The following is a 22,132-nucleotide window of genomic DNA, read 5'->3' on the forward strand; positions in this document are numbered from 1 at the left end:
CCGTCCGATTCTTGTCTTCAGCGTTCCGGAACGAAGGCCTTGCCGAGCGACGCTGGCGTGTTGATCAAGGTCGCGCGGCGATTTTGAGAGATGATGACGAGAACCACAATAGTCGATGCATAGGGCAGCATCGATAGGAATTGCGAGGGAATGCCGACGCCGAAGCCTTGCGCATGGAACTGCAGGATCGTTACGGCACCGAAAAGATAGCCGCCGGCCATGACGCGCATCGGCCGCCAGGATGCGAAGACCACCAGCGCCAGCGTCACCCAGCCGCGGCCGGCCGACATGTTCTCGACCCATTGCGGCGTATAGACAAGCGACAGCTGCGCGCCGGCAAGCCCGGCACAGGCACCGCCGAACATGACGGCGAGATAGCGGGTGCGGATGACATCGATGCCGAGAGCATGGGCCGAGCCATGGCTATCGCCGACGGCGCGCAGCTTCAGGCCGGCACGGCTGCGGAAGAGGAACCAATTGACACCGATGAGTAGCGCTATCGAGAGATAGAAGGTCACGTCCTGCTTGAACAGCACCGAGCCGATCAGCGGAATATCCGACAGGAACGGAAAAACGATCTCCTGCAGCTGCACACCCGGCACGCTGACATAGCCTTCGCCGATCATGCCGGAAAGGCCGAGGCCGAGGATAGTCAGCGCCAGCCCCGTTGCGACCTGGTTCGTCACCAGCGTCAGGGTCAGGAAGCCGAACAGCAGCGAAAACAGCGCGCCCGCAACGATGCCGGTCAGCAGGCCGACATAGGGAGATCCGCTCATCTGGGCGCCGACGAAAGCGGCAACGGCACCGATGATCATCATGCCTTCGACACCGAGATTGAGCACGCCCGACCGTTCCACCACCAGCTCACCGAGGCCGGCGATGACGAGCGGCGTCGATGCGGTGATGATGGTGAGCAGGATGGCTTCGAAGACACTCATGCCGCACCTCCCCGAACCCGCGACCAGACCAGGCGGATCCTGTAATAGATCAGCGTGTCGCAGGAGAGCACGAAAAACAGCAACAGCCCCTGGAAGACGCTGGCCGCCTTGGCGGAAATGCCGGGCGACAATTGCGCCGCCTCGCCACCGAGATAGGTCAGCGCCAATACAAGGCCGGAGAGGATGGCTCCGAGCGGATTGAGGCGTGCGAGGAAGGCGACGATGATAGCGGTGAAGCCGTAACCAGGCGAGATCGCCGGCTGAAGATGGCCGATGGAGCCGGAAACCTCGGATATGCCGGCCAATCCCGAGAGCGCACCGGAAAAGAGGAAGGCAAACCAGACCATCTTGCGCGAGGAGAAACCGGCAAAGCGCCCTGCCCGCGCCGACTGGCCGAGTACCGTTATCTCAAAGCCCTTCAGCGTATATTTCATCAGGAACCAGGCAAGGACCGCCGCGACCACGGCAAAGACGATGCCCCAATGCGCTCGCCCGGAATCTTCCCATATCGCCGGCAGCACGGCTTCCGGGGGGAAATCGATGCTCTGCGGAAAATTATGGCCTTGAGGATCGCGCCATGGCCCGCGCGACAGCCAATCCAGGAAGAGCTGCGCGATATAGACCAGCATCAGGCTCGTCAGGATCTCATTGGTATTGAAATGCGCCTTCAGCAGCGCCGGAATGGCGGCATAGAGCGCACCGCCGATAGCGCCGGCGAGCAGCATCAGAGGCAGGATCGACGGCGAGTGCCAATCGGTGAAGACGATCGGGATGAACGATCCAGCGACTGCACCCATGGTAAACTGGCCCTCGGCACCGATATTCCAATTGTTGGAACGGTAGCAGAGGCACAGGCCGACTGCGATCAGGATCAATGGCCCAGCCTTGATCGCCAGTTCGTGCAGCGACCATACTTCCAGCAGAGGCTCGACGAAGAAGGCATTGAGCGCCTCGACGGGATCCTTGCCCATGACGGCGAACATGATGGTGCCGGCGATCAGCGCCAGGACGAGGGCAAGCAACGGCGACAGGAAGCCGAACAGCTTCGAGACCTGCGGGCGCTTTTCGAGTTCAATGCGCATGGGCAGGCTCCGAATGCGTCTTCGATTCATGCAGCCCGCCCATCAGCAGGCCGATCTTTTCGCGGGTCAGCTCACCTGCCGGATAGGATGGCGACAGCCGCCCTTCCGAGATGACGGCGATATCGGTCGCGATTTCGAAAATCTCATCCAGGTCCTGGCTGATGACGAGCACGGCCGAACCGTCGCGGGCGAGATCGACCAGTGCCTGGCGGATGCGGCTGGCAGCGCCGGCATCCACGCCCCAGGTCGGCTGATTGACAACGAGCACGCTCGGCTGACGATCCAGCTCGCGGCCGACGATAAATTTCTGCAGATTGCCGCCGGAAAGCGCGCCGGCGGCGGGATCCTCGCCGCTTTTGCGCACATCCATCGCCTCGCAGATCCGCTTCGTCGCCTGCTTGACCGCGCCATGCCTGATGACGTTGAAGAAGCCACCACCCAGAAACGACTTGCGGTCCGACTGATGCCTGGCGAGCACGAGATTGTCGGAGAGTTTCAATGCCGATACGGCCGCGTGGCCATGGCGTTCTTCCGGCACAAAACCAGCGCCCAGCAGCCGGCGCGCATTGATGCCCTTGCCTCCCACCGCCTTGCCGCGCAACTGGACGAGATCATCCGATGCAACGGTGTATTCACCTGAAATGACATCGAACAGCTCGCCCTGGCCGTTTCCGGCGACTCCGGCAATCGCCAACACCTCGCCCGCACGTACACGCAGGGCAACATCCTTCAGCGACATGGCAAAAGGAGTTCGCGCGGGCGCCGAAAGGCCGGCGACTTCCAAGAGGATATCCCCTTTCTTGTCCAGACCTTCGTGATGCACGCTCGCGACATCACTGCCGACCATCATACGGGCGAGCGAGCCCGTCGTTTCCTGCCGCGGGTCGCAGGCGCCCGTAACTTTACCGTGGCGCAGGACAGTGGCGCGCGAACAGATGCGCTGCACTTCCTCCAGCCGATGGCTGATGTAAAGCACCGAGCGTCCCTCGTCTCTCAGCTTAAACAGGGTCTCGAAGAGGCGATCGGCTTCCTGCGGTGTCAAAACAGAGGTTGGCTCATCGAGAATGATCAGCTTCGGATTCTGCAGAAGCGCGCGAACGATCTCGATGCGCTGGCGTTCGCCGACCGAAAGATCGGCGACATGCGCATTCGGATCGAGCGGCAGGCCATAGGCATGCGAAAGCTTTGCAGCCTCCTCGGAAATTTTTGCGAGCGGGATATTGCTGTCGAGCGAGAGCGCTATATTTTCCGCGACGGTCAACGCCTCGAACAGGGAAAAATGCTGGAATACCATGCCGATCCCGAGCTTGCGCGCAGTACCCGGCGCATCGATCGAAACGGGCTGTCCCTGCCAGATAATCTCGCCATGAGACGGTTCGAGCACGCCGAACAGCATCTTGACGAGCGTGGATTTGCCTGCGCCGTTCTCCCCGAGGAGAGCGTGAATTTCTCCCGGCTGGATTTCAAGATCGATTTCGTTGCAAGCAGTAAAACTGCCGAACATTTTCGTCAGTTTGCGAACCGACAATAGCGCGCCGGTTGCCGGCGCATCGGATGACGACACGTTCCCCTCATTTCCTTCCCACCGACCTGTCCTTTACGGATCTATGGGATCAGTAGTGTAGTTCCACTCGTTTTCCTGGCTTCCAGATCCGCGTGCGCGCGCCCAGCATCGCCCAACGGATAAGTCTGATGAATATTGATACGCACTTTGCTGCTTTGCACAACAGCAAATAACGCCTTTGCACTGGCTCTCAACTCCTCAGGTGTACCGACATAGGCAAAGAGGCTCGGTCGCGTGGCGAAAAGCGAGCCCTTTTGATTGAGGATGGCGAGATTGAAGTTCTCGATCGGGCCGGAAGACTGGCCGAAGGTGACCCACATGCCGCGCGGCTGCAGGCAGTCGAGCGACTGCGGAAACGTGTCCTTGCCAACCGAATCGTAGACGACATCGACACCCTTGCCCCCGGTAATCTCGCGGACGCGATCGGCGAAATTCTCCTTGCTGTAGTCGATGACGTGGTCATAGCCATGCGCCAGCGCCAGTTCGACCTTTTCGGCGGAACCGGCGGTGCCGATGACGGTACCGGCTCCCAGCGCCTTGGCCCATTGGCCGGCAATCAGGCCAACACCGCCTGCAGCCGCATGAAACAACAGCGTCGTTCCGGGACCGACCTTGAAAGTACGGTTCAGCAGATATTCGGCCGTCATTCCCTTCAGCATCATCGATGCGGCGGTTTTGAGCGGGATATCGTCAGGCACTTTCACCAGATGGCGCGTCTCGATATTGCGCTCGACGCTGTAGGCGCCGTCGCTGCCGACATAGGCGACGCGATCGCCCACGGCAAAATCGCTCACCCCAGGCCCGACTTCAGTGATCGTGCCTGCGGCTTCCTTGCCGAGCGGCAGAGGAAAATAGGGCGCCTTGTAGAGACCGGAACGAAAATAGACGTCGATAAAGTTAAGGCCGATTGCGGCGTGGCGGATCTGCACCTCACCCGCACCCGGAGGCGGCAGGTCCACCTCCTCCAGCTTCATGACGTCAGGACCGCCATTTTCATGGATTCGGATAACCTTGGTCTTCTTCATGATGCGCAATCCTCATTGACGTCCGAGGGACGGGAAAAACTGCAGCACGGCGCCGATGCAATAAAGATAGATGCCACTGATGATGAAGAGGACAACGGCCCATTGCGGCATGACGAAATGCATCAGCAGCGAATAGATGCCAAGCGCCGACCAGAAGAGAAATATGCCAAGGTTCAGCGGCCGCAAGCGCTTGACGCGCACGGGATGCAGAAAATTGATCGGCAGGAAGGTCAGGACGACAGAAACGCCGACGAGGATCATGGCTGTCGTCGCACTGGCGTCGATGACGAAGAGCGTGAAGATCACCATGTTCCAGACGACCGGAAAGCCGGAGAAGAAATATTCGTCCGTCTTCATGCCGGTATCGGCGTAATAGATGGCACTGGAAACCACGATCATCCCGGCTGCGACAAACGACCATGGCTCGCCGATCATGCCGCTCTCATAGAGCGCGAAGGCCGGCAGGAGCACGTAGGTGACGTAATCGATGATGTTGTCGAGCGTGTCGCCGGACCAGTTTGGCAGCACTTCCTTGACGCGAACCTTGCGCGCGATCGGTCCGTCGATGCCGTCGACAAGCAGTGCCAGACCAAGCCACCAGAACATATCCACGAAGCGATGTTCCGACGCCGCGACGACGCCGAGAAAGGCGAGAAACGATCCGGATGCCGTCAGTATATGAACGGAGAAAGCACGCATCTCCGCGTAAGGCACCCGCTTGTAATTGAAGATTTTCATCCGCCCCGTGACTCGCCTGCTTATGCGCCTGCCCCAGCAGGCGGTTTTTTTCTCGCTAATATGCATCCTTTGGCTTGCACCGCCAGCACAAAAGCGTCGATCCCGGCACGCTAGCGCTACTTACTGTCATTTTCACCCATTGCGATGTTTCATCCCATGGATTTCAACAGGCTAAGCGCTTATTTTCAGAACCAAAGGCAATTGAGGCATCGATATGAAGCAGATTGAAGTGGCCGTTATCGGCGGTGGACTCGCCGGCATGATCACGGCGTTCGCGCTCGCGCGCGGCGGAAGATCCGTCGCCCTTGTCGCCGCGCCGCACAACAAGGCCGACAAGCGGACGACGGCGCTAATGGACCAATCGATCCGCCTTCTGGAGCGCTTGACGCTATGGGAAAGGGTAGCGTCTTCGGCGGCACCGCTGACCACGATGCGCATCGTCGACGGCACTTCGCGGCTGCTGCGTGCGCCGACCGTCTCGTTCCGATCGTCCGAGATCGGACTGGACGCCTTCGGCTACAATATTCCGAATGCCGTCTTGCTCGACAATCTCAGCCAAGCCATCGAAGCGGAAGGCAATATCAGCCGCACCGAAGCCACCGCTTCCGAAATCACCTTCCGCGATGACGGCGTCACGGTCGTCATCGACAACGGCGATTCGATCGAAGCCGCCTTCGTCATCGGCGCGGATGGCCGCAATTCGATGGTGCGAGAGATGCTCGGAATCAAAACCAAGGGCTGGTCTTATCCACAATCGGCAATGGTGCTGAACTTCGCGCATAGTCTGCCGCATCAGAACATCTCTACGGAATTTCACACGGAAAGCGGCCCCTTCACGCAGGTGCCTCTGCCCGGCCGGCGTTCGAGCCTTGTCTGGGTGCAGAAGCCGTCGGAAGCGGCGGCCAATGCCGAAAAGTCGCTCGAGGAGCTCGGCCGCCTGGTCGAGGAGCGAATGCAATCGATGCTTGGCCAGGTCACGATCGAGGACAGCGTGCAGGTCTGGCCGCTTTCCGGCATGACGGCCTATCGTTTCGGCAAGGGCCGCGCCGCGCTGATCGGCGAAGCCGCGCATGTCTTTCCGCCGATCGGCGCCCAGGGGCTCAATCTCAGTCTTCGCGATATATTGGCGTTGTCGGATATTCTTTGCTCGCGCGCCGACCAGCCGATCCCGGCGACATCGGGCAACAGTTTCGACCGCAAGAGACGCGCCGATATCGTCACCCGGACAGCAAGCGTCGACCTCCTCAATCGCTCGCTTCTGTCGGACTTCCTGCCTGTGCAGATGTTGCGCGCCGCGGGCCTGCATGTGCTTTCGGCCATTGCACCGCTCCGCAACATCGTCATGCGCGAGGGCATCGAACCCGGCGGAAGCCTGCGCAATTTTCCGTCGCTGCTACGGGAAAAGCTGCGCCGGTAAGGCGCCCGACTTTATCAAATAGAGAACGACGGAAACCGTCACCACGGAACAGGCCGTGGTGATCAGGATGGTGGCGGATGCCCGCTCCTGCCAGACGCCGTATTGCTGGCCGATGACGAAGACATTCGTTGCCGTCGGCAGTGCCGCCAAAAGGACCGCCGCCTCGATCCAGATCGGATCGAATCCGCCGACGGCCTGCAGAACGATATAGACGACAAACGGATGCAGGATGAGCTTCACCGGCACGATATAGCCGATCTCGACTGGAATCCATTTCAGCGGCCGCAATGCAAGCGTCACGCCCATGGCAAATAGCGCACAAGGCGCAGCAGCTTGCGCGAGATAATTGACAAATCGCTCGAAGGCGACGGGCTGATGGAGCGAAAACGCCGCCACGACGAAACCAAGCGCGGTCGACAGGATGAAGGGGTGCAGCAGCACCTTGCCGGCAATATCCGCGGCAAGCCGCAATGGGGATCGCTTGTCTTCACCTTCCAGCGCCATCAGCGCGGGCGCGACGATGAAATGCAGGGCGTTTTCGAAGCAAACGATCAGCGCTACGGGAACGGCGGCCCTTTCGCCCAGCGCCAGAAGTGCGAGCCCTGGCCCCATATAGCCGATATTGCCATAGGCGCCGGCGAAAGCCTGGATCGTGCAGTCGGCAAGTGAATTGCGGCGCAGGAAACGGCCGATCAGAAACAGCAGCAGGAAAATCGAATAGGTCGCGGCGATATCGGCGGCGATGAAGTCGATCCGCGTCAGCTGTTCGATCGGCGTCTGGGATACGAGCTTGAAGAACAGCGCCGGCAATGCGGCATAGATGATGAAGGTATTCAGCCAGCCGAGTGCCTCCGCCGGCTGCTTCGTAACGCGTGTGACGACGTAACCGATCAGGATCAGGCCGAAGAATGGCAGCAGCAGACCAACAATATCAGCCATGGGGGTCAGCCATCGGGCATGTTCCGTTTGCCGGGGAAAATGAAGGCGAAAGGTGTCGCCCGGATTAGCCGATTTTCATCAGGATTGGAAAGGTCTGCTGAAACCAGATCGCCATGTCGCTCACATAGCCGAAAATGAAGGCGAGACCGGTGAGCACCAGAAGCCCGCCCATGATCTTCTCGACCGTACCGAGATGGCGGCGAAAGCGGGAGAGAAAGCTCATGAAGGCCCCGGAAAAGCCGGCGGCGATCCAGAAGGGAATGGCAAGGCCGAGCGAATAGACGGCGAGCAGGCCCGCACCGGCGCCGACCGTCTCACGCGATGCAGCAATGCCGAGAATGGCGCCCAGCACAGGGCCGATGCAAGGCGTCCAGCCAAAGGCGAAGGCAAGGCCCATAATGTAGGCACCCGTCAGCGTCGCCGGTTTGCCGCCGCTCTGGAAGCGTGCCTCGCGGGCCAGAAGGCCGATACGAAAGACGCCGAGAAAATTCATGCCCATGATGACGATGATGAGACCGCCGATCTTGGCGAGGATATCCAGGTGCTGGCGCAGCAGCAGCCCGATGGAAGAGGCGCCGGCTCCGAGCGCGACGAATACCGTGGCAAATCCTAAGGTGAAAAAGAGCGCCGACATCAGGACATTGCCGCGAATGTTCGGCGCCGCTACGGCAGCCGCGCCGCCGCCACGAAACTGCTCGACCGAAATTCCCGCCATGTAGCAGAGATAAGGCGGTACGAGCGGCAGCACGCAGGGCGAAAGAAACGAAAGCGCTCCGGCGAGCAATGCACTCAGAAGCGAGATATCGGCGAGCGACACGATGGACTCCGGCTATGTCATTCCGGTCCCTTCCTAGCGTTGCAGACGACCGAAAGCCAATCACCTTTTCGCGGGCAGTCCCGGTACAGCCTTGGAGACGAACGATTGCTGCGCCCAGCACAGGCTGCCAATCCGTTTCCACAGACGCGACCAAACGCCGCAGAGGAAGCGGATGAAAGAATTCACTTTTCGCCCAATTCGGGGTCCAAGCTGCCATGGTTCGTAGAACAACGCATATTCCATCTCAGCTATTTAACGGAGGAAAGCCCCATGCGAATTGCTACTATGTTCACGACTACAGCCTTTGTCGCACTCTTCAGCGTCAGCGCCATGGCCCAAACCGCGACGACCCCCAGCACCACGACTACGACGACCCCCAGTGCAACGATGTCGACGCCTTCGACGACCACCACGACCAAGCCGAAAGCAATGAAGCCGGCTCAGACTGCCGTGTCCAAGGCATGTTCGACCCAGGCCGATGCCAAGGGTCTGCATGGAAAGGCACGCGCCAAATTCCGCAGCGACTGCAAGAAGAACGGCGGTAAGGTCTAAGGCCAAATACGTCTTACGCAACGATCAACTTTGCCGTTGAAGTGGCGGTAGAGTTGATCGTTGCGATAGGGTCTTCACCTCGCACCATAAGCCGGAGAGATGCGGCACAGGAAAACAGCACGTCTGGCTGCCATGGCGGCGGCAATGTTTGCAACCGACGAGACAAACAGCGGAAACCACTGAAATTGAAGCCCTTTCCTGTCCGGTCGAATCAATGGACGGAGCAGAAACCGGCCAGTCGGATGCGACCGGAGCCATGACCCGCCGAGGATCACTCCGTCTTCGGCTTGAGTTCTCTCGTCGCCGGATCGACCTTACCATCGGCGAGCCTGTTGCGAGGATCGGCAACAACCTTGGCCTTGTCCCTATTCTTCGACACCCGAACCGAATCATGTGCCTTGCTGTGCTGAATCTTCGCCAGCGCCTGCTTCTCTTCGTTTCCGTCCTGCGGATCATGCGATCGATCGTTTGCCAACATACGTCTCCTCTTTGTCGGAAGGGAAACTCGGTCGATTCGATTCCGTTCCAAGGAGGCTGGGGATATCGCTGTCCGACGATTGTCCAATCCGCGGTCGGCGCGGCTTTAAGGACGCCGAAACAACAAGGCGTCATACTTTTAGCGACATTTAATATAAAAATACGACAGTTGATACGAGACGAATTATGAATTTCAGCGTTTAAACGTCGTTGCCAGGTGAGGAGCTGATCATGACGGCGATCGAAAGGAAGAAGTTCGCCCGACTTGTCATGTTGATATTGCTGCCAATCTTCGGCGGCCGGACGGCGGTTGCGATCGCGGCGCTCTCGGCAATCGCATAGGTGCAGGCCGGTTTGCCCGCGCGAATCATCCTGCAGAGGCGATCTTAAGCAGGACCGCCTATCCAAGCCTCACGAGCAGTCGCGGCTGTCGACCGAAAACGAGTAATCCCGACCCTTCAGCTGATAGATGTAATTTGCCAGCAAAGCTTCGCCGGAGCTGAATTTCGGCAGGAGGAAGTTGCACAAGTCGGCAAGCTGGGCGGATTTGACGAGAGGAGGATCGAAATCCTCCTCATCATCATCCACATCGTAGAAATAGCTGTAGATCTGGTCAGTAAAATCTATCTTCGTCAAAGTGGTTTTCTGATCGACCTTTCTGGGCAGGTCCTTGTTGGCGAAGATTACGGGGTAGCGCTCCGTGAGATAGGGAATCACAAAATGCTCTGTCACCGGCGTCGTGATCGCGACGCCAACCAGCGGCAATACCCTCAATGCAATCCCAAACCTCTTTCCGGCGATCAGCCCTAATAGGATCCCGAGGGAACCCAGCAGCCCGCAAACGATTGCGTAGATTTCCCATAAGGGCAGATCTGCCACGAATTCCATTATTCGCCCGTCGTCTTTACCAGCCATCTTTTTGATCAGGGCACCTTACTACCCAATCGAGAGCCTTCACCAGCCATTTTGATACAACCGACATCAACAACCTGTGCGTTATACAATCTCACAAGAAAGGATTTTTCCGTCACGCCTGCCCATTTCGCCACAAGGAGACGAGGAAAAGCATCTTCGAGGCATGACAACTGCTATTTTATGGGTTGACCGCAATAGGGCGTCTGCATATGTTCCGCGCACTTCCAGCCGAGGCAGTATCTGCCTGCGGAAAGGGAGAGCGTAGCTCAGTCGGTAGAGCAACTGACTTTTAATCAGTAGGTCATGGGTTCGAATCCCATCGCTCTCACCAGCGGATTTTTTGTCCATACCGAAGACATAGGTAACAGATTGTCCCTAAGACATGGGTGACAACCTCGTGCCGAACGGGTTGTCGATAGTTTGCAAGGTCCTCTGCTCCAAGTCGATATATCCGAGATCATAGTGCATGAAGCTGACAAACCGATTGCCCTCGGCAAGGCAGCCGATTCTCATCGGGCGCAAACAACGGTAACAATTTTCGCTAATAATCAGGGTTGCAAAGATCGGTTCCATCAGCCTGCAATCGGCAACAGTTGGGGTGCGAATCGTTTTTGGTGTATATCGGTTACTGTTGACAACCTGTCGGGCCCTCAGGAGGTTCTTTTATGGAAGACGCAAACGTAGGTTGGATTGCAGCAATTATCATCGGCGGTTTGGCTGGCTGGTTCGCCGAGATGATCATGAAGAGCAACACCGGCATCATCATGAACATCATCCTCGGCATCGTTGGCGCGCTCGTCGCCAGCTGGCTGTTCCGTGCCCTCGGCATCGCTCTGCCGTTCCATGTGTGGCTAAATTATCTGGTCACGGGCTTCATCGGCGCCTGCATCCTGATTTTCGTCGGCCGACTGATCAGGCGATAACCATATATCGGGCGGGAAGCGCCCGAATCGGGAAGAGGAAAAGGGAAGGCGAGATATTCTCGCCTTCCCTTTTTGTTGCATGAACGGTGTCGGCATGCGCGGCGGGTTGCCACGACATATAAAAATCCGAATATGAGACCCGAGAGAGCCGATGTGCACGATCACAATGCACTTCAAGGCCTTTCCAACCTCCCGCTTGGCGCTATCTACCAGAATGGAACCGAAAGGAGGTTGGAAACATGACGGAAAACGCCAATCGGACAACCACGCGAAGAGTCATCCGAGGCCGCCCTTACAGCATTGCTGAATTTGCGCGGAAATATCGTCTCGACGACGCGGAAGCAAAGCGCCTCTTCTATAAGTTCGGACCCTCGTCGACGGAGCTGGATCTGCTCATGGCAGCCAAACGGAAGCCGCCGAGCCTTTCCACGGCAATAGGCCAATGATGCGCGGCTCTTTCCGTCAGGCGTAAATTGCCGCCGGACCGTCGATTTTCTCAAGGCGGTCCGGAATCATTGAAATACATGGACGTAAAGAAGGCCGGCCGACTGCGATACTGATATATCGCTATCGATTGCCTTCGATGATGCCAGATGACACTCTGTGCCGTCCATGCACATGCCGGAAACCGTCTCGAATGCAGAATTCGCTTAGCCACCTCGCCTATCTCACGCTCGAATACTCGATCGTGACGCTCGAGCTGACGCCAGGCGCCCTCGTCACCGAGAAACAACTGATCGAGATGGCTGGCCACGGGCGAACTCCAGTGCGCGAAGCGATTCAGAAGCTCGCCTGGCAGGGGCTGATCCATGTGCGGCCCCGCGTCGGCCTGCAGATTGCGGAGATCCGCCCCGAGGACCATCAATTCGTCATGCAGGTCCGGCGCGAACTGGAGCCGATCGCGGCCGCGCTCGTTGCCACCCATGCAGATCCGCAGCAGCGTGAGCAGTTGGGGGAATGCGCTCGTCTGATGACGGAGTGTGCCGTTACAGGCGACCTGCCCGGATTTTTCGCCACCGACAAGACGTTCGATGAGATTCTGGAAGCCGCCTGCCCCAACAATTTCATTACGGCAGCGCTCGGACCAGTGCAGACGCATGCGCGCAGGCTTTGGTACTCCACGGGAGCGCATGACCAGATGGGCCGAGCGACAGCCATGCATGTTCAGGCAATAGACGCGATCCGAAACGGCGATGCAGATCACGCACGCGCCGCCATGGCCTCGCTCATCGGCTATCTCAGCAGCCCATGAAAAAGGCGGCTTCGTTGTCGAAACCGCCTCTGCGTCCACATGTCGGCAATTCGCCTAGCCGACGAAGGCGCGTTCGATGACGAACTCGGCCGGCTTGTTGTTGGCACCTTCGTTCAGGCCGGCTTTTTCGAGCAGACCCTTGGTGTCCTTCAGCATGGCGGAAGAACCGCAGATCATGCCGCGATCGATCGCGGGATCAAGCGGAGGCACGCCCAGATCGCTGAAAAGCTTGCCGTTTTCGATGAGATCGGTGATGCGGCCCTTGAAGGGGAATTCCTCACGAGTGACAGTCGCATAGTGGCGCAGCTTGTCACCGACGACTTCGCTCAGGATTTCGTCGTTGCGGATTTCCTCGACGAGGTCGAAGCCGTATTTCAGCTCGGCGACATCGCGCGTCGTGTGGGTGAGGATGACCTCCTCGAACTTCTCATAGGTTTCCGGATCGCGGATAAGACTTGCAAACGGCGCAATGCCGGTGCCGGTCGAGAACATGTAGAGCCGCCGGCCGGGGGTCAGCGCATCCAGAACCAGCGTGCCCGTCGGCTTCTTGCGCATCAACACTTCGTCGCCGGGCTTGATGTTCTGCAGGTGCGAGGTCAGCGGACCATCCGGCACCTTGATGGAGAAGAATTCGAGCTCGTCGGCCCAGGCGGGGCTCGCGATCGAATAGGCGCGATAGAGCGGTTTGCCATCGACCATCAGCCCAATCATGGCGAATTCGCCGGAGCGGAAGCGGAAGCCTTGCGGCCGGGTCATAGTGAAGCGAAAGAGCCGGTCGGTATAATGCGTGACGCTCAGCACCTTCTCGGCGAAGACGCCGGCGGGTACTGCTGAAGCAAATTCATCTGTCTTTGCGGGGGCGTTCATTCTGTCTCGAATCCCGTATTAGTCTTACGCGTTTTCCTGGTCACATATTCCCTGGCAGGCTCATTTCGCGACGCTGATATAACAATATAGCCGGTTTTGAAAGGCATTCCATTCCATCAGGCAGCATAGGACTGAAATATGCGTGTTTCAGTCAAGTTTCCAGATTGCCGATACTACATCGTTCAAAAGGCTTGAATACGGCAATCCGACCCCGTCAAATTGCCGCAAACGCAGGCCTTTCGACATCAGGCCGATTTTGCCGGCAATCGCCGCCAGCTATAGGCCTGCCCGCCCTCAGCCTTCCGCGCGGTCGGCTGATAGTAATGCGGAATACCCGGCAATCGGTTCTCCGACAGGCGCTTCAGCGCCGTCTCGTTGGTCACTGCGAAACTATCGATGCCGACGCGCAGCATCAACGGTATCTGGTCGATCAATACGTCGCCGACAGCACGCAGCTCATTGGCATAGCCGAGGCGCTGGCGCAGCAATGAGGCGTGGCTGAAGGCACGACCATCGTTGAATGCCGGAAACGCGACTGCGACGATATCGAGACGGTCCAGATAGGGCTGCAGCCGGGTCACATCGTCTGCCGGCTTGATGAGAACGCCGAGGCCGGCTTCGTTGCTCTCTTCCGCCTTCGCGATCAGTGCATCAAGACTAAGCAGAGGTTTCTGCGTCTCGGTCGCCTTGACCTCGTCGGTCTCGATGACCCATTGATCATTGTCCACGAAGCCTGTTTCACGCCAGATCTTTGTCATGGTCGATCTCCTTACGCCGCTTCCGCTGCCGACGAGGACGCGCCGTAGAGTGCTGTCTTGAACGGCTGCGGCCCGACGCGTCGGTAGGCGGCGAGGAATGTTTCGGAAGGATCCAGACGAAGGCCGAGATAGGTATCGACAATGGTCTCGATGGCGTCGGTCACCTTATCGGGCTCGAAGCCGCGGCCGATGATCTCGCCGATCGAGGTATTCTCGTCGCCGGAGCCGCCGAGCGTGATCTGATAGAGTTCCGCACCCTTCTTCTCTACGCCGAGCAGGCCGATATGACCGACATGGTGATGGCCGCAGGCATTGATGCAGCCGGAAATCTTGATCTTCAGCTCACCGATCTCGGCCTGACGCTCGGCCGAACCGAAACGCGTGGAGATTTCCTGCGCAACCGGAATGGAACGCGCATTGGCAAGCGCGCAATAGTCGAGGCCAGGACAGGCGATGATATCCGTGATCAGGCCGGCATTCGCCGTTTCGAGGCCGTTGGCCACCAGACCGCGATAAACCGCTTCGAGGTCGGCCAGCGCCACATGCGGCAGGATGAGGTTCTGCTCATGGCTGACGCGGATCTCGTCGAAGGCATATTCCTCGGCAATATTGGCCACGGCTTCCATCTGCGCGTCCGAGGCGTCGCCCGGAATGCCGCCGATCGGCTTCAGCGAGATTGTCACCATGCCGTAATCGGGGTTCTTGTGCGGCTGCACATTCTGCTGCACCCAGCGCGCAAAAGCCGGATCGGCCTTCTTCCAGCGTGCCAGGCTTTCCCAGCCTTCGGGGCGCTCCGGCAGCGCCGGCGGTGCGAAATAGGCTGAAATCGCCTGAACGTCGGCTTCCGGCAGCTTCAGTTCAGTGTCTCGCAGTTTGTCGAACTCGGCCTCGACCTGACGCGCCAGTTCTTCGGCGCCGGTTTCATGCACGAGGATTTTGATACGGGCCTTATACTTGTTGTCGCGGCGGCCATGCAGATTGTAAACGCGCATGATCGCCGTCGTATAGGACAGGAGATCCTCTTCCGGCAGGAAGTCACGGATCAGCTTGGCAACCAGCGGCGTGCGCCCCTGCCCGCCGCCGACGTAAACGGCAAAGCCGATCTCGCCCTTGTCGTTCTTCTTCAGATGCAGGCCGATATCATGCACCTGTATCGCGGCGCGGTCGCGCTCGGCGCCGGTGACGGCGATCTTGAACTTGCGCGGCAGGAAGGAGAACTCCGGATGAACGGAGGACCATTGGCGCAGGATTTCGGCATAAGGCCTTGGATCGGCGACTTCGTCCGCCGCAGCGCCGGCGAAATGGTCGGCGGTCACGTTGCGAATGCAATTACCCGAGGTCTGGATGGCGTGCATCTCGACTGAAGCGAGATCAGCAAGCGCGTCCGGCATCTCAGAAAGCTTCGGCCAGTTGAACTGCAGGTTCTGACGCGTGGTGAAGTGGCCATAGCCGCGGTCATAGGTGCGGGCGACATGGGCGAGCATGCGCATCTGGCGCGAGCTCAGCGTGCCGTATGGAATGGCGATGCGCAGCATATAGGCATGCAGCTGCAGATAGACGCCGTTCATCAGGCGCAGCGGCTTGAAGGCATCTTCCGAAAGCTCACCCGACAGACGTCGCTGCACCTGATCGCGAAACTGGGCAACCCGTTCCGCAACAAAGGCGTGGTCGAATTCATCGTAACGATACATGACTTCCTCGGGACTTCTCAGACTGCAATGAAATCGGGATCGGCCGCGGCATAGCCCGGCGCATATTCCATGGTGGGGCCTTCGGCGCGGATGCGCTCGCGCAGGCGCAGCGGCCAAAGCTTGCCGTCCGTTTCCTGCACGTCGATGAGATTGACGTCGACGACCTTGTTGTCAGCATAGGCCTGCTTGCCGATCGCTTCCAGTGCGGCTTCCGCTTCGGCATGACGAGCGACCAGCGCCTCCTGCAGCGATGTCACCCATTCACCATTTGCGTTCAGCCAGACGGCGACGCCATCGGTAAGCCGGTTTGCGGTCAGAACCTTGTCGACCATCAATCAGTTCCTTGCATAGTCTTGAGCAGCGGTCTCGCGACGGACCAGCGGCTCGGATTGCTCAAAATTCGCACCGGCGACGGCATCGCCGATGATAACCATGACAGGCCCGTTCAACTCGTCGAGGTGCTCGAGATCCGGCAGATCCCGCAGAACGCCATGCATCAGGCGGCGATCGCGCCGACTCGCATTCTCGATAATGGCAACGGTCGTCTCCGGCGGCAGGCCGGCCTGCATCAGGCGGCCGGCGACGGAAGCGGCAACCGTGCGCCCCATATACACCGCAATCGTGGCGCCGGATACGGCCAAGCTCGCCCAATCGGGCAGCACATCGCCTGTGAGATCGTGACCTGTCGTGAAGACCAGCGATGAAGCAACGCCGCGCAGCGTCAGCGGCAACTCGAAATCGGCAGCGGCGGCAAAGGCCGAGGTGATGCCCGGAACGATTTCATAGCCGATACCGGCGGCGCGCAGAGCCGCCATTTCCTCGCCGGCGCGGCCGTAAACCAGCGGATCGCCCGACTTCAACCGCACCACACGCTTGCCTTCACGACCGAGCTGCACCAGCAGATCGTTGATCTCTTCCTGCGACTTGCTGTGGCATCCCTTGCGCTTGCCGACCGACAGGCGCTCGGCATCGCGGCGGCCCATATCGACGATCACCTGCGGCACCAGCGCATCATAGACGATGACATCGGCTTCCATCATGACGCGCTGTGCGCGCAGTGTCAGCAGATCTTCCGCGCCGGGGCCGGCGCCGACCAGCCAGATGCGGCCCTCGACGTCGCGCGACGACTGCAGCAGCTCATCGGCTGCCTGCTCCGCCTGCAAGATATGACCGGCATTGACGGCGTCAGCAACGGATTCGGAGAAGAACTGCCGCCAGAAGACGCGACGCGCAACGCCGCGCGCAACAAGGCGCTCGACCGGCTTGCGGTAGCGCGTCGCAAGCTCGGCAAGCTTGCCGAGCGACGGCGACAACATCTGGTCGATCTGGGCGCGGATCATCTGTGCCAGCACCGGACCGGCACCTTCGGTGCCGATGGCAACGGCCACGGGAGCGCGATTGACCAGCGCCGGTGTATAGAAATCGCAATAGTCAGGCTGGTCGACGGCGTTTGCCGGAATTCGCTCGGCGCGGGCAGCATCGACGATCGCGCGATCCGCTGCGGCATCGCCGGTGGCGGCAAAGACCAAGGTCGCCCCCTTGACCTGATCGGGTGAGAAATCGTCGCGTACGGTTTCGATGCGGTTGGCGATCAGGAAGGCATGATAGTCAGCTTCGGGCGCCGGAGCACAGGCGACGATCCGGGCCTGCGTGTTCAGGAGCAGCCGTACCTTGGCGAAGGCTTCGTCGCCATTGCCGAAAACAGCCGCTACCCTTCCCTCCACGCGGAAGAAGGCGGGAAACACCGAAAGCTGTTCAGTCCTGGGAGGCATCATTATTCCACTTCGAGATTTGGCGAATATCGCCCCTGCTGCCAAGAGATTGAAGAAACAGAAATTCTAATGCCCATGCGTGCGCGTATTCTTTTGCTCGACATGACAAGGATTTGAGCAAAACTCACCAGACGAGCAGATCTGGGTAAACATAGGAAATCTATAGACTTTTAGGATTGACTACCGCCTGCGGCGATTTTATTGCCTGTGACAAACCTGGTCCATACGTCATTTGCGCATTCCGCCGCTTGCGCAATCCCGATAGACTAGCTCAAAACTCCGGAGCAGATCCTTGGCCGACAACAGCATCGCAGCCCGCCTTCTCGATGTCGTGGAGCACGACATCCTGCCCCTGACCAGCAAGGGCGTGGCCGCCGGCAATAAGGTCTTCGGCGCCGCTATCCTGCGCAAATCGGACCTTTCGCTCGTCATCGCGGAAACCAACAATGAATTGGAGAACCCGCTGTGGCATGGCGAGGTTCATACCCTCAAGCGCTTTTATGAACTCGGCGAAAAGCCCGCGACCAAGGACCTGATCTTCCTGTCCACCCACGAGCCGTGCACCATGTGCATGTCGGCGATTACCTGGGCCGGCTTCGACAATTTCTACTACTTCTTCAGCCATGAGGATTCCCGTGACGCCTTCGCGATCCCGCACGATCTCAAGATCCTGAAGGAAGTCTTCGGCCTGGAGCCGGGTGGCTATCGCCGCCAAAATGCATTCTGGAACAGCTTTGCCATTTCCGACCTCGTGGAGACGGAAGCCGATCCGCGTAAGGCCGAGCTGAAGGACCGGACGGCGCGCATCAAGCAGACCTATGCCGGTCTCTCCGACAACTACCAGGCATCGAAGAACAGCAACGACATCCCGCTGAATTAACAGAACAAAACCGAGGCAACGATGGAAGCATCGCGAGACATAAACAGCCTGATCGACATCATGGCGGCGCTGCGAAATCCCGAGAGCGGCTGCCCCTGGGACATCGTTCAGACCTTTGAGACCATCAAGCCCTATACGATCGAAGAGGCCTATGAGGTCGCGGATGCGATCGAACGCAAGGATACGGACGATCTCTGCGACGAGCTCGGCGATCTGCTGCTGCAGGTCGTTTTCCATGCGCGGATCGCCGAGGAGGCGGGAGCGTTTTCCTTCGGTGATGTCGTGCATGCCATCACCCGCAAGATGATCCGCCGCCATCCGCATGTCTTTGCTGTCTCCGATGCCAAGACCGAGGATGCAGTGACGCTGCAGTGGGACCGGATCAAGGCCGAGGAGAAGCGCGAACGAGCCGAACGGCGGGCGAAGAGCGGCATCACCGAAGATTTCAAGGCCGGCTTCCTGGGCTCGGTGCAGCGAACGTGCCCTGCCCTCACAGAAGCCTTGAAACTGCAGGAACGGGCCGCCAAGGTCGGTTTCGACTGGTCGGCGCCGGAGCCGATCCTCGACAAGATCGAGGAGGAGATCGGCGAATTGCGGGCAGCGCTTGCGAGCGGCGACAAGGGCAAGGTCAGCGACGAACTCGGCGACCTGATCTTCGCCGTCGTCAATATCGGCCGGCATGTGAAGGCCGATCCGGAGCAGGCCCTGCGCGGCACGAACACCAAGTTCCGCCGCCGCTTCCATCATATCGAAACAACGCTCGAGGCTGAGGGCGAGACGCTGGAAGGCGCCTCGCTGGAGCGGATGGAAGAGATATGGCAGTCGGCAAAAGCCATCGAGCGGCAGCTAGCCGGAGTCAAAACGGCGTAAAAACGCCTATTCCCAGTCTTCGCGCTGCGGCTTCGGGCCGTTGCCCATGCGTCGCTCCAGTTCGGCCGCCTCGGTCTCGGTCAGGCGGACGTCGAGCGTTACCGTGCCATCCTCGTTGTCTTCGCGACTGTCGACGACGGCATGATTGTAAAGCCAGGGCAGCAGCGCCAGCTTTTCGACGGGCAAGGTGATCGTCGTTTCCGTCAGCACGCCGGAAAGACGCCGGCTGATTTCGCCCATCAGACGATCGACGCCCTCGCCTGTTATCGCCGAGACTGCAATAACGTTTTCCGCGGTCGACGCCTTCTGGACGATGGCGTCATGCGCTTCCGGCTCCAGCCGATCGATCTTGTTCCAGACCTCGAGGATGCGCTCGGCGCCTTCGGCTTCGCCGATGCCGAGATCGCCGAGAATGCGCATGACGTCAGCGCTCTGGGCTTGATTATCGTCATCGGAGAGATCGCGGACATGCAGGATCAGATCGGCTTCCAGCACCTCTTCCAGCGTCGCGCGGAATGCGGCCACCAGGTGGGTCGGCAGGTCGGAAATAAAGCCGACGGTATCGGAGAGAATGACGGTACGGCCATGCGGCAGCTTCATGCGGCGCAGCGTCGGGTCGAGCGTCGCAAACAGCATGTCTTCAGCCAGAACACCGGCACCGGTAATGCGATTGAACAGCGTCGACTTGCCGGCATTGGTATAGCCGACGAGAGCCACGATCGGATGCGGCACCTTCCGGCGTTTGGCGCGATGAAGCTGGCGTGTGCGGACCACCTGCTCCAGCTCGCGCTCCAGCCGGATGATCCGCTCCTGCAGCATCCGCCGGTCGGCTTCGATCTGGGTTTCACCCGGGCCGCCCATGAAGCCGGCACCGCCGCGCTGACGTTCAAGGTGGGTCCAGCTGCGAACCAACCGGCCCTTCTGATAGTTCAGATGAGCCAGCTCGACCTGCAGCGTGCCTTCCTTGGTGGAGGCGCGGCGGCCGAAGATTTCGAGAATGAGGCCGGTGCGGTCGATGACCTTGGCGTTCCATGCCTTTTCGAGATTGCGCTGCTGCACCGGCGTCAACGGATGATCGACGATGACGAGGCCGGCGTTGAACTCGTCGAGCAGCGCGAGAATTTCCTTGATCTTGCCAGTCCCGAGCAGCGTTGCCGGCCGCGGATCGTTGATCGGCACGATGGAACCGTTGACCACGTCGAGATCGATCGCCAAGGCGAGACCTTTGGCCTCTTCCAGCCGGCTCTCGGGCGGGCGCGAGACGAAATTAGCGCTATCGGCTTGAGCGGAACGCGCGGCGCGCGCCTGTTTCAAAACAGGCACGACGACAACAGCGCGCATATCATCCCGGTGTTTTACGGTCTCCGGGATGAGAGAATCATTTTTGGTATCGCGTGTCGTGATTGTAGATAGTCCTGTTTAGGATGCGGCTTCTTCGCTCTCGAACATCTGCATCGGCTGACCCGGCATGATCGTCGAGATCGCATGCTTGTAGACGAGCTGCGAATGGCCATCGCGACGGAGCAGGACGCAGAAATTGTCGAACGAGGTTACGACACCTGTGAGCTTCACGCCGTTAATCAAGAAAATCGTGAGTGAAATCTTTTGCTTGCGAACAGTATTGAGAAACAAGTCCTGCAAGTTTTGAGAACGTTCCGCCATCGCGCCGCTTCTTTCTTTTTTGCCGACCCAGGTCGGTTGAATGTCATGATATACAGAGGTCCCGGACAGGAGATACCCTCATTCTCTCCCTCCAGCGAATGTTGGTATCAAATCGCAGTCTTTTCCGCAACGTCGAAAAAGGCTTCACGAATTTTCTGTGACATGCTGCCCGGATGACCATTGGCAATGGGCTCGCCGTCGATAGAAACGACCGGAAAACATATACTTGTCGCCGCGGTGATGAAGACTTCGCGGGCCTTCATCATCTCCTCGACCGAGAAGAATCGCTCGACAATCGTCACGTCGAGCTTGGCTGCGACGTCCATCAGAGTCGTACGGGTGATGCCGCGCAGGATGCCATGCTCGGCTGGGCGAGTGACGAGATTGCCATCATGATCGACGATCCAGACGTTGGTCGCAGCCCCTTCCTTCACCATGCCGTTGTGGTCGATATAGATCGCCTCCTGGGCGCCGGCCTCCTTGGCCTGCTGGCGGGCCATGGCATTCGGAAGCAAGCCCACAGACTTGATGTCGACCCGGTCCCAGCGATTGTCGCGGACGGTGATCGCCTTGATGCCATCGGCGTTCTTTTTGGCGATCACGGACTGATCGGTGCTCTTGGCGGTCACGACGATCGAGGACGGCGTGCCGGCCGGCGGGAAGACGTGATCTCGACGGGCGACACCGCGCGTCACCTGCAGATAGAACAGGCCATTGCGGACATGGTTGCGGCGTAGCGTCTCGCGAATCACCAGGATCAATGCCTGGCGCGTCATCGGCCAGGCGATGCGCAATTCGCCCAGCGAACGGTTGAGGCGGTCAAGATGGCGCGTCAGGTCGACAATCACGCCATGACGGACCTCGCAAACCTCGTAGACACCATCGGCGAACTGATAGCCGCGATCCTCGATATGCACCATGGCATCGCTGTGCTTGACGTAGCGACCGTTGACATAAGCTATTCTCGGCATGGAAGCCCCTGATCCGAATTCT

General features: G+C 59.2%; 24 protein-coding genes and 1 tRNA gene. 8 read left to right on the top strand and 17 right to left on the bottom strand.

Annotation, left to right across the window (positions count from 1 at the left end):
- Positions 1-17 precede the first annotated feature (17 nt).
- From DQ393_RS05490 to pcsA, 5 genes are read right to left on the bottom strand one after another with little or no spacing between them, the layout of a single operon-like run.
- On the bottom strand, positions 18-938 hold the full coding sequence (locus DQ393_RS05490; RefSeq protein ID WP_112340794.1) for an ABC transporter permease: 921 nt from the start codon (positions 936-938) through the stop codon (positions 18-20).
- Complete coding sequence (locus DQ393_RS05495) at positions 935-2,020, bottom strand: ABC transporter permease (protein WP_112340795.1); 1,086 nt, start codon at positions 2,018-2,020, stop codon at positions 935-937. Before DQ393_RS05495 ends, DQ393_RS05490 begins: the two co-directional genes overlap by 4 nt.
- On the bottom strand, positions 2,010-3,584 hold the full coding sequence (locus DQ393_RS05500; RefSeq protein WP_112340796.1) for an ABC transporter ATP-binding protein: 1,575 nt from the start codon (positions 3,582-3,584) through the stop codon (positions 2,010-2,012). The genes DQ393_RS05495 and DQ393_RS05500 overlap by 11 nt, the downstream gene beginning before the upstream one ends.
- 41 nt (positions 3,585-3,625) lie before the next feature.
- Positions 3,626-4,609, bottom strand: a complete 984-nt coding sequence (locus DQ393_RS05505) for a quinone oxidoreductase family protein (RefSeq protein WP_112340797.1) — start codon at positions 4,607-4,609, stop codon at positions 3,626-3,628.
- 12 nt (positions 4,610-4,621) lie between these two features.
- Positions 4,622-5,347, bottom strand: a complete 726-nt coding sequence (pcsA, locus tag DQ393_RS05510) for a phosphatidylcholine synthase (protein WP_112340798.1) — start codon at positions 5,345-5,347, stop codon at positions 4,622-4,624.
- 214 nt (positions 5,348-5,561) lie between these two features.
- On the opposite strand from pcsA, the gene DQ393_RS05515 reads away from it, so the two are divergent.
- Positions 5,562-6,764 carry a UbiH/UbiF family hydroxylase gene (locus DQ393_RS05515; protein WP_112340799.1) on the top strand — a complete coding sequence of 401 codons (1,203 nt, stop codon included), beginning with the start codon at positions 5,562-5,564 and terminating at the stop codon, positions 6,762-6,764.
- On the opposite strand, the gene DQ393_RS05520 is transcribed toward DQ393_RS05515, so the two are convergent.
- A complete protein-coding gene (locus DQ393_RS05520) occupies positions 6,741-7,703 on the bottom strand; it encodes an AEC family transporter (protein WP_112340800.1) in 963 nt (320 codons plus the stop codon). The genes DQ393_RS05515 and DQ393_RS05520 overlap by 24 nt on opposite strands.
- A 64-nt stretch (positions 7,704-7,767) precedes the next feature.
- Complete coding sequence (locus DQ393_RS05525; RefSeq protein WP_112340801.1) at positions 7,768-8,520, bottom strand: cytochrome c biogenesis CcdA family protein; 753 nt, start codon at positions 8,518-8,520, stop codon at positions 7,768-7,770.
- A 270-nt stretch (positions 8,521-8,790) separates the two neighbouring features.
- Between DQ393_RS05525 and DQ393_RS05530 the strand changes: the two genes are divergently transcribed.
- A complete protein-coding gene (locus tag DQ393_RS05530; RefSeq protein ID WP_112340802.1) occupies positions 8,791-9,072 on the top strand; it encodes a PsiF family protein in 282 nt (93 codons plus the stop codon).
- Between the two features lie 271 nt (positions 9,073-9,343).
- Here DQ393_RS05530 and DQ393_RS05535 read toward each other — a convergent pair whose 3' ends face one another.
- Both DQ393_RS05535 and DQ393_RS05540 read right to left on the bottom strand, forming a co-directional pair.
- Positions 9,344-9,550, bottom strand: a complete 207-nt coding sequence (locus DQ393_RS05535) for a hypothetical protein (protein ID WP_112340803.1) — start codon at positions 9,548-9,550, stop codon at positions 9,344-9,346.
- A gap of 410 nt (positions 9,551-9,960) precedes the next feature.
- Positions 9,961-10,437, bottom strand: a complete 477-nt coding sequence (locus DQ393_RS05540; RefSeq protein ID WP_245430261.1) for a hypothetical protein — start codon at positions 10,435-10,437, stop codon at positions 9,961-9,963.
- Between the two features lie 282 nt (positions 10,438-10,719).
- Between DQ393_RS05540 and DQ393_RS05545 the strand changes: the two genes are divergently transcribed.
- From DQ393_RS05545 to DQ393_RS05560, 4 genes are all read left to right on the top strand, one after another.
- Positions 10,720-10,795 (top strand) — tRNA-Lys (locus DQ393_RS05545).
- 334 nt (positions 10,796-11,129) lie between these two features.
- Entirely contained in the window at positions 11,130-11,387 is a 258-nt protein-coding gene (locus tag DQ393_RS05550) for a GlsB/YeaQ/YmgE family stress response membrane protein (RefSeq protein WP_112340804.1), read from the top strand.
- A 239-nt stretch (positions 11,388-11,626) separates the two neighbouring features.
- Positions 11,627-11,833, top strand: a complete 207-nt coding sequence (locus DQ393_RS33670; protein ID WP_112340805.1) for a hypothetical protein — start codon at positions 11,627-11,629, stop codon at positions 11,831-11,833.
- Between the two features lie 191 nt (positions 11,834-12,024).
- Entirely contained in the window at positions 12,025-12,639 is a 615-nt protein-coding gene (locus tag DQ393_RS05560; RefSeq protein ID WP_112340806.1) for a GntR family transcriptional regulator, read from the top strand.
- Between the two features lie 54 nt (positions 12,640-12,693).
- Here the strand turns inward: DQ393_RS05560 and DQ393_RS05565 are convergent, their stop codons facing one another.
- The 5 genes from DQ393_RS05565 to cysG form a co-directional block, all read right to left on the bottom strand.
- Positions 12,694-13,506 (bottom strand): ferredoxin--NADP reductase, encoded by an 813-nt coding sequence (locus DQ393_RS05565; protein WP_112340807.1) that lies wholly within the window; start codon positions 13,504-13,506, stop codon positions 12,694-12,696.
- A gap of 245 nt (positions 13,507-13,751) precedes the next feature.
- Complete coding sequence (locus DQ393_RS05570) at positions 13,752-14,264, bottom strand: DUF934 domain-containing protein (protein ID WP_112340808.1); 513 nt, start codon at positions 14,262-14,264, stop codon at positions 13,752-13,754.
- A gap of 11 nt (positions 14,265-14,275) precedes the next feature.
- On the bottom strand, positions 14,276-15,955 hold the full coding sequence (locus DQ393_RS05575; RefSeq protein ID WP_112340809.1) for a nitrite/sulfite reductase: 1,680 nt from the start codon (positions 15,953-15,955) through the stop codon (positions 14,276-14,278).
- 17 nt (positions 15,956-15,972) lie between these two features.
- Positions 15,973-16,287, bottom strand: coding sequence for a DUF2849 domain-containing protein (locus DQ393_RS05580; RefSeq protein ID WP_112340810.1), 315 nt, complete (start codon positions 16,285-16,287; stop codon positions 15,973-15,975).
- A gap of 3 nt (positions 16,288-16,290) precedes the next feature.
- Entirely contained in the window at positions 16,291-17,727 is a 1,437-nt protein-coding gene (gene cysG, locus DQ393_RS05585) for a siroheme synthase CysG (RefSeq protein ID WP_112341058.1), read from the bottom strand.
- Positions 17,728-18,019: 292 nt separating this feature from the next.
- Between cysG and DQ393_RS05590 the strand changes: the two genes are divergently transcribed.
- Positions 18,020-18,607, top strand: coding sequence for a deaminase (locus DQ393_RS05590; protein WP_112340811.1), 588 nt, complete (start codon positions 18,020-18,022; stop codon positions 18,605-18,607).
- A gap of 21 nt (positions 18,608-18,628) precedes the next feature.
- Positions 18,629-19,477: a nucleoside triphosphate pyrophosphohydrolase gene (mazG, locus tag DQ393_RS05595; RefSeq protein ID WP_112340812.1), complete on the top strand. Its 849-nt coding sequence runs from the start codon at positions 18,629-18,631 to the stop codon at positions 19,475-19,477.
- A 6-nt stretch (positions 19,478-19,483) separates the two neighbouring features.
- On the opposite strand, the gene hflX is transcribed toward mazG, so the two are convergent.
- The 3 genes from hflX to DQ393_RS05610 all read right to left on the bottom strand — a co-directional run bounded on the left by hflX (position 19,484) and on the right by DQ393_RS05610 (position 22,110).
- Positions 19,484-20,818 carry a GTPase HflX gene (hflX, locus tag DQ393_RS05600; RefSeq protein ID WP_112340813.1) on the bottom strand — a complete coding sequence of 445 codons (1,335 nt, stop codon included), beginning with the start codon at positions 20,816-20,818 and terminating at the stop codon, positions 19,484-19,486.
- A 78-nt stretch (positions 20,819-20,896) separates the two neighbouring features.
- Positions 20,897-21,139 carry an RNA chaperone Hfq gene (gene hfq, locus DQ393_RS05605; RefSeq protein WP_003539403.1) on the bottom strand — a complete coding sequence of 81 codons (243 nt, stop codon included), beginning with the start codon at positions 21,137-21,139 and terminating at the stop codon, positions 20,897-20,899.
- A gap of 107 nt (positions 21,140-21,246) precedes the next feature.
- Entirely contained in the window at positions 21,247-22,110 is an 864-nt protein-coding gene (locus tag DQ393_RS05610; protein WP_112340814.1) for a D-amino-acid transaminase, read from the bottom strand.
- Positions 22,111-22,132: the final 22 nt, after the last annotated feature.

The sequence above is a fragment of the Martinezella tropici genome, assembly GCF_003287875.1.
Lineage (GTDB): Bacteria > Pseudomonadota > Alphaproteobacteria > Rhizobiales > Rhizobiaceae > Rhizobium > Rhizobium tropici_C.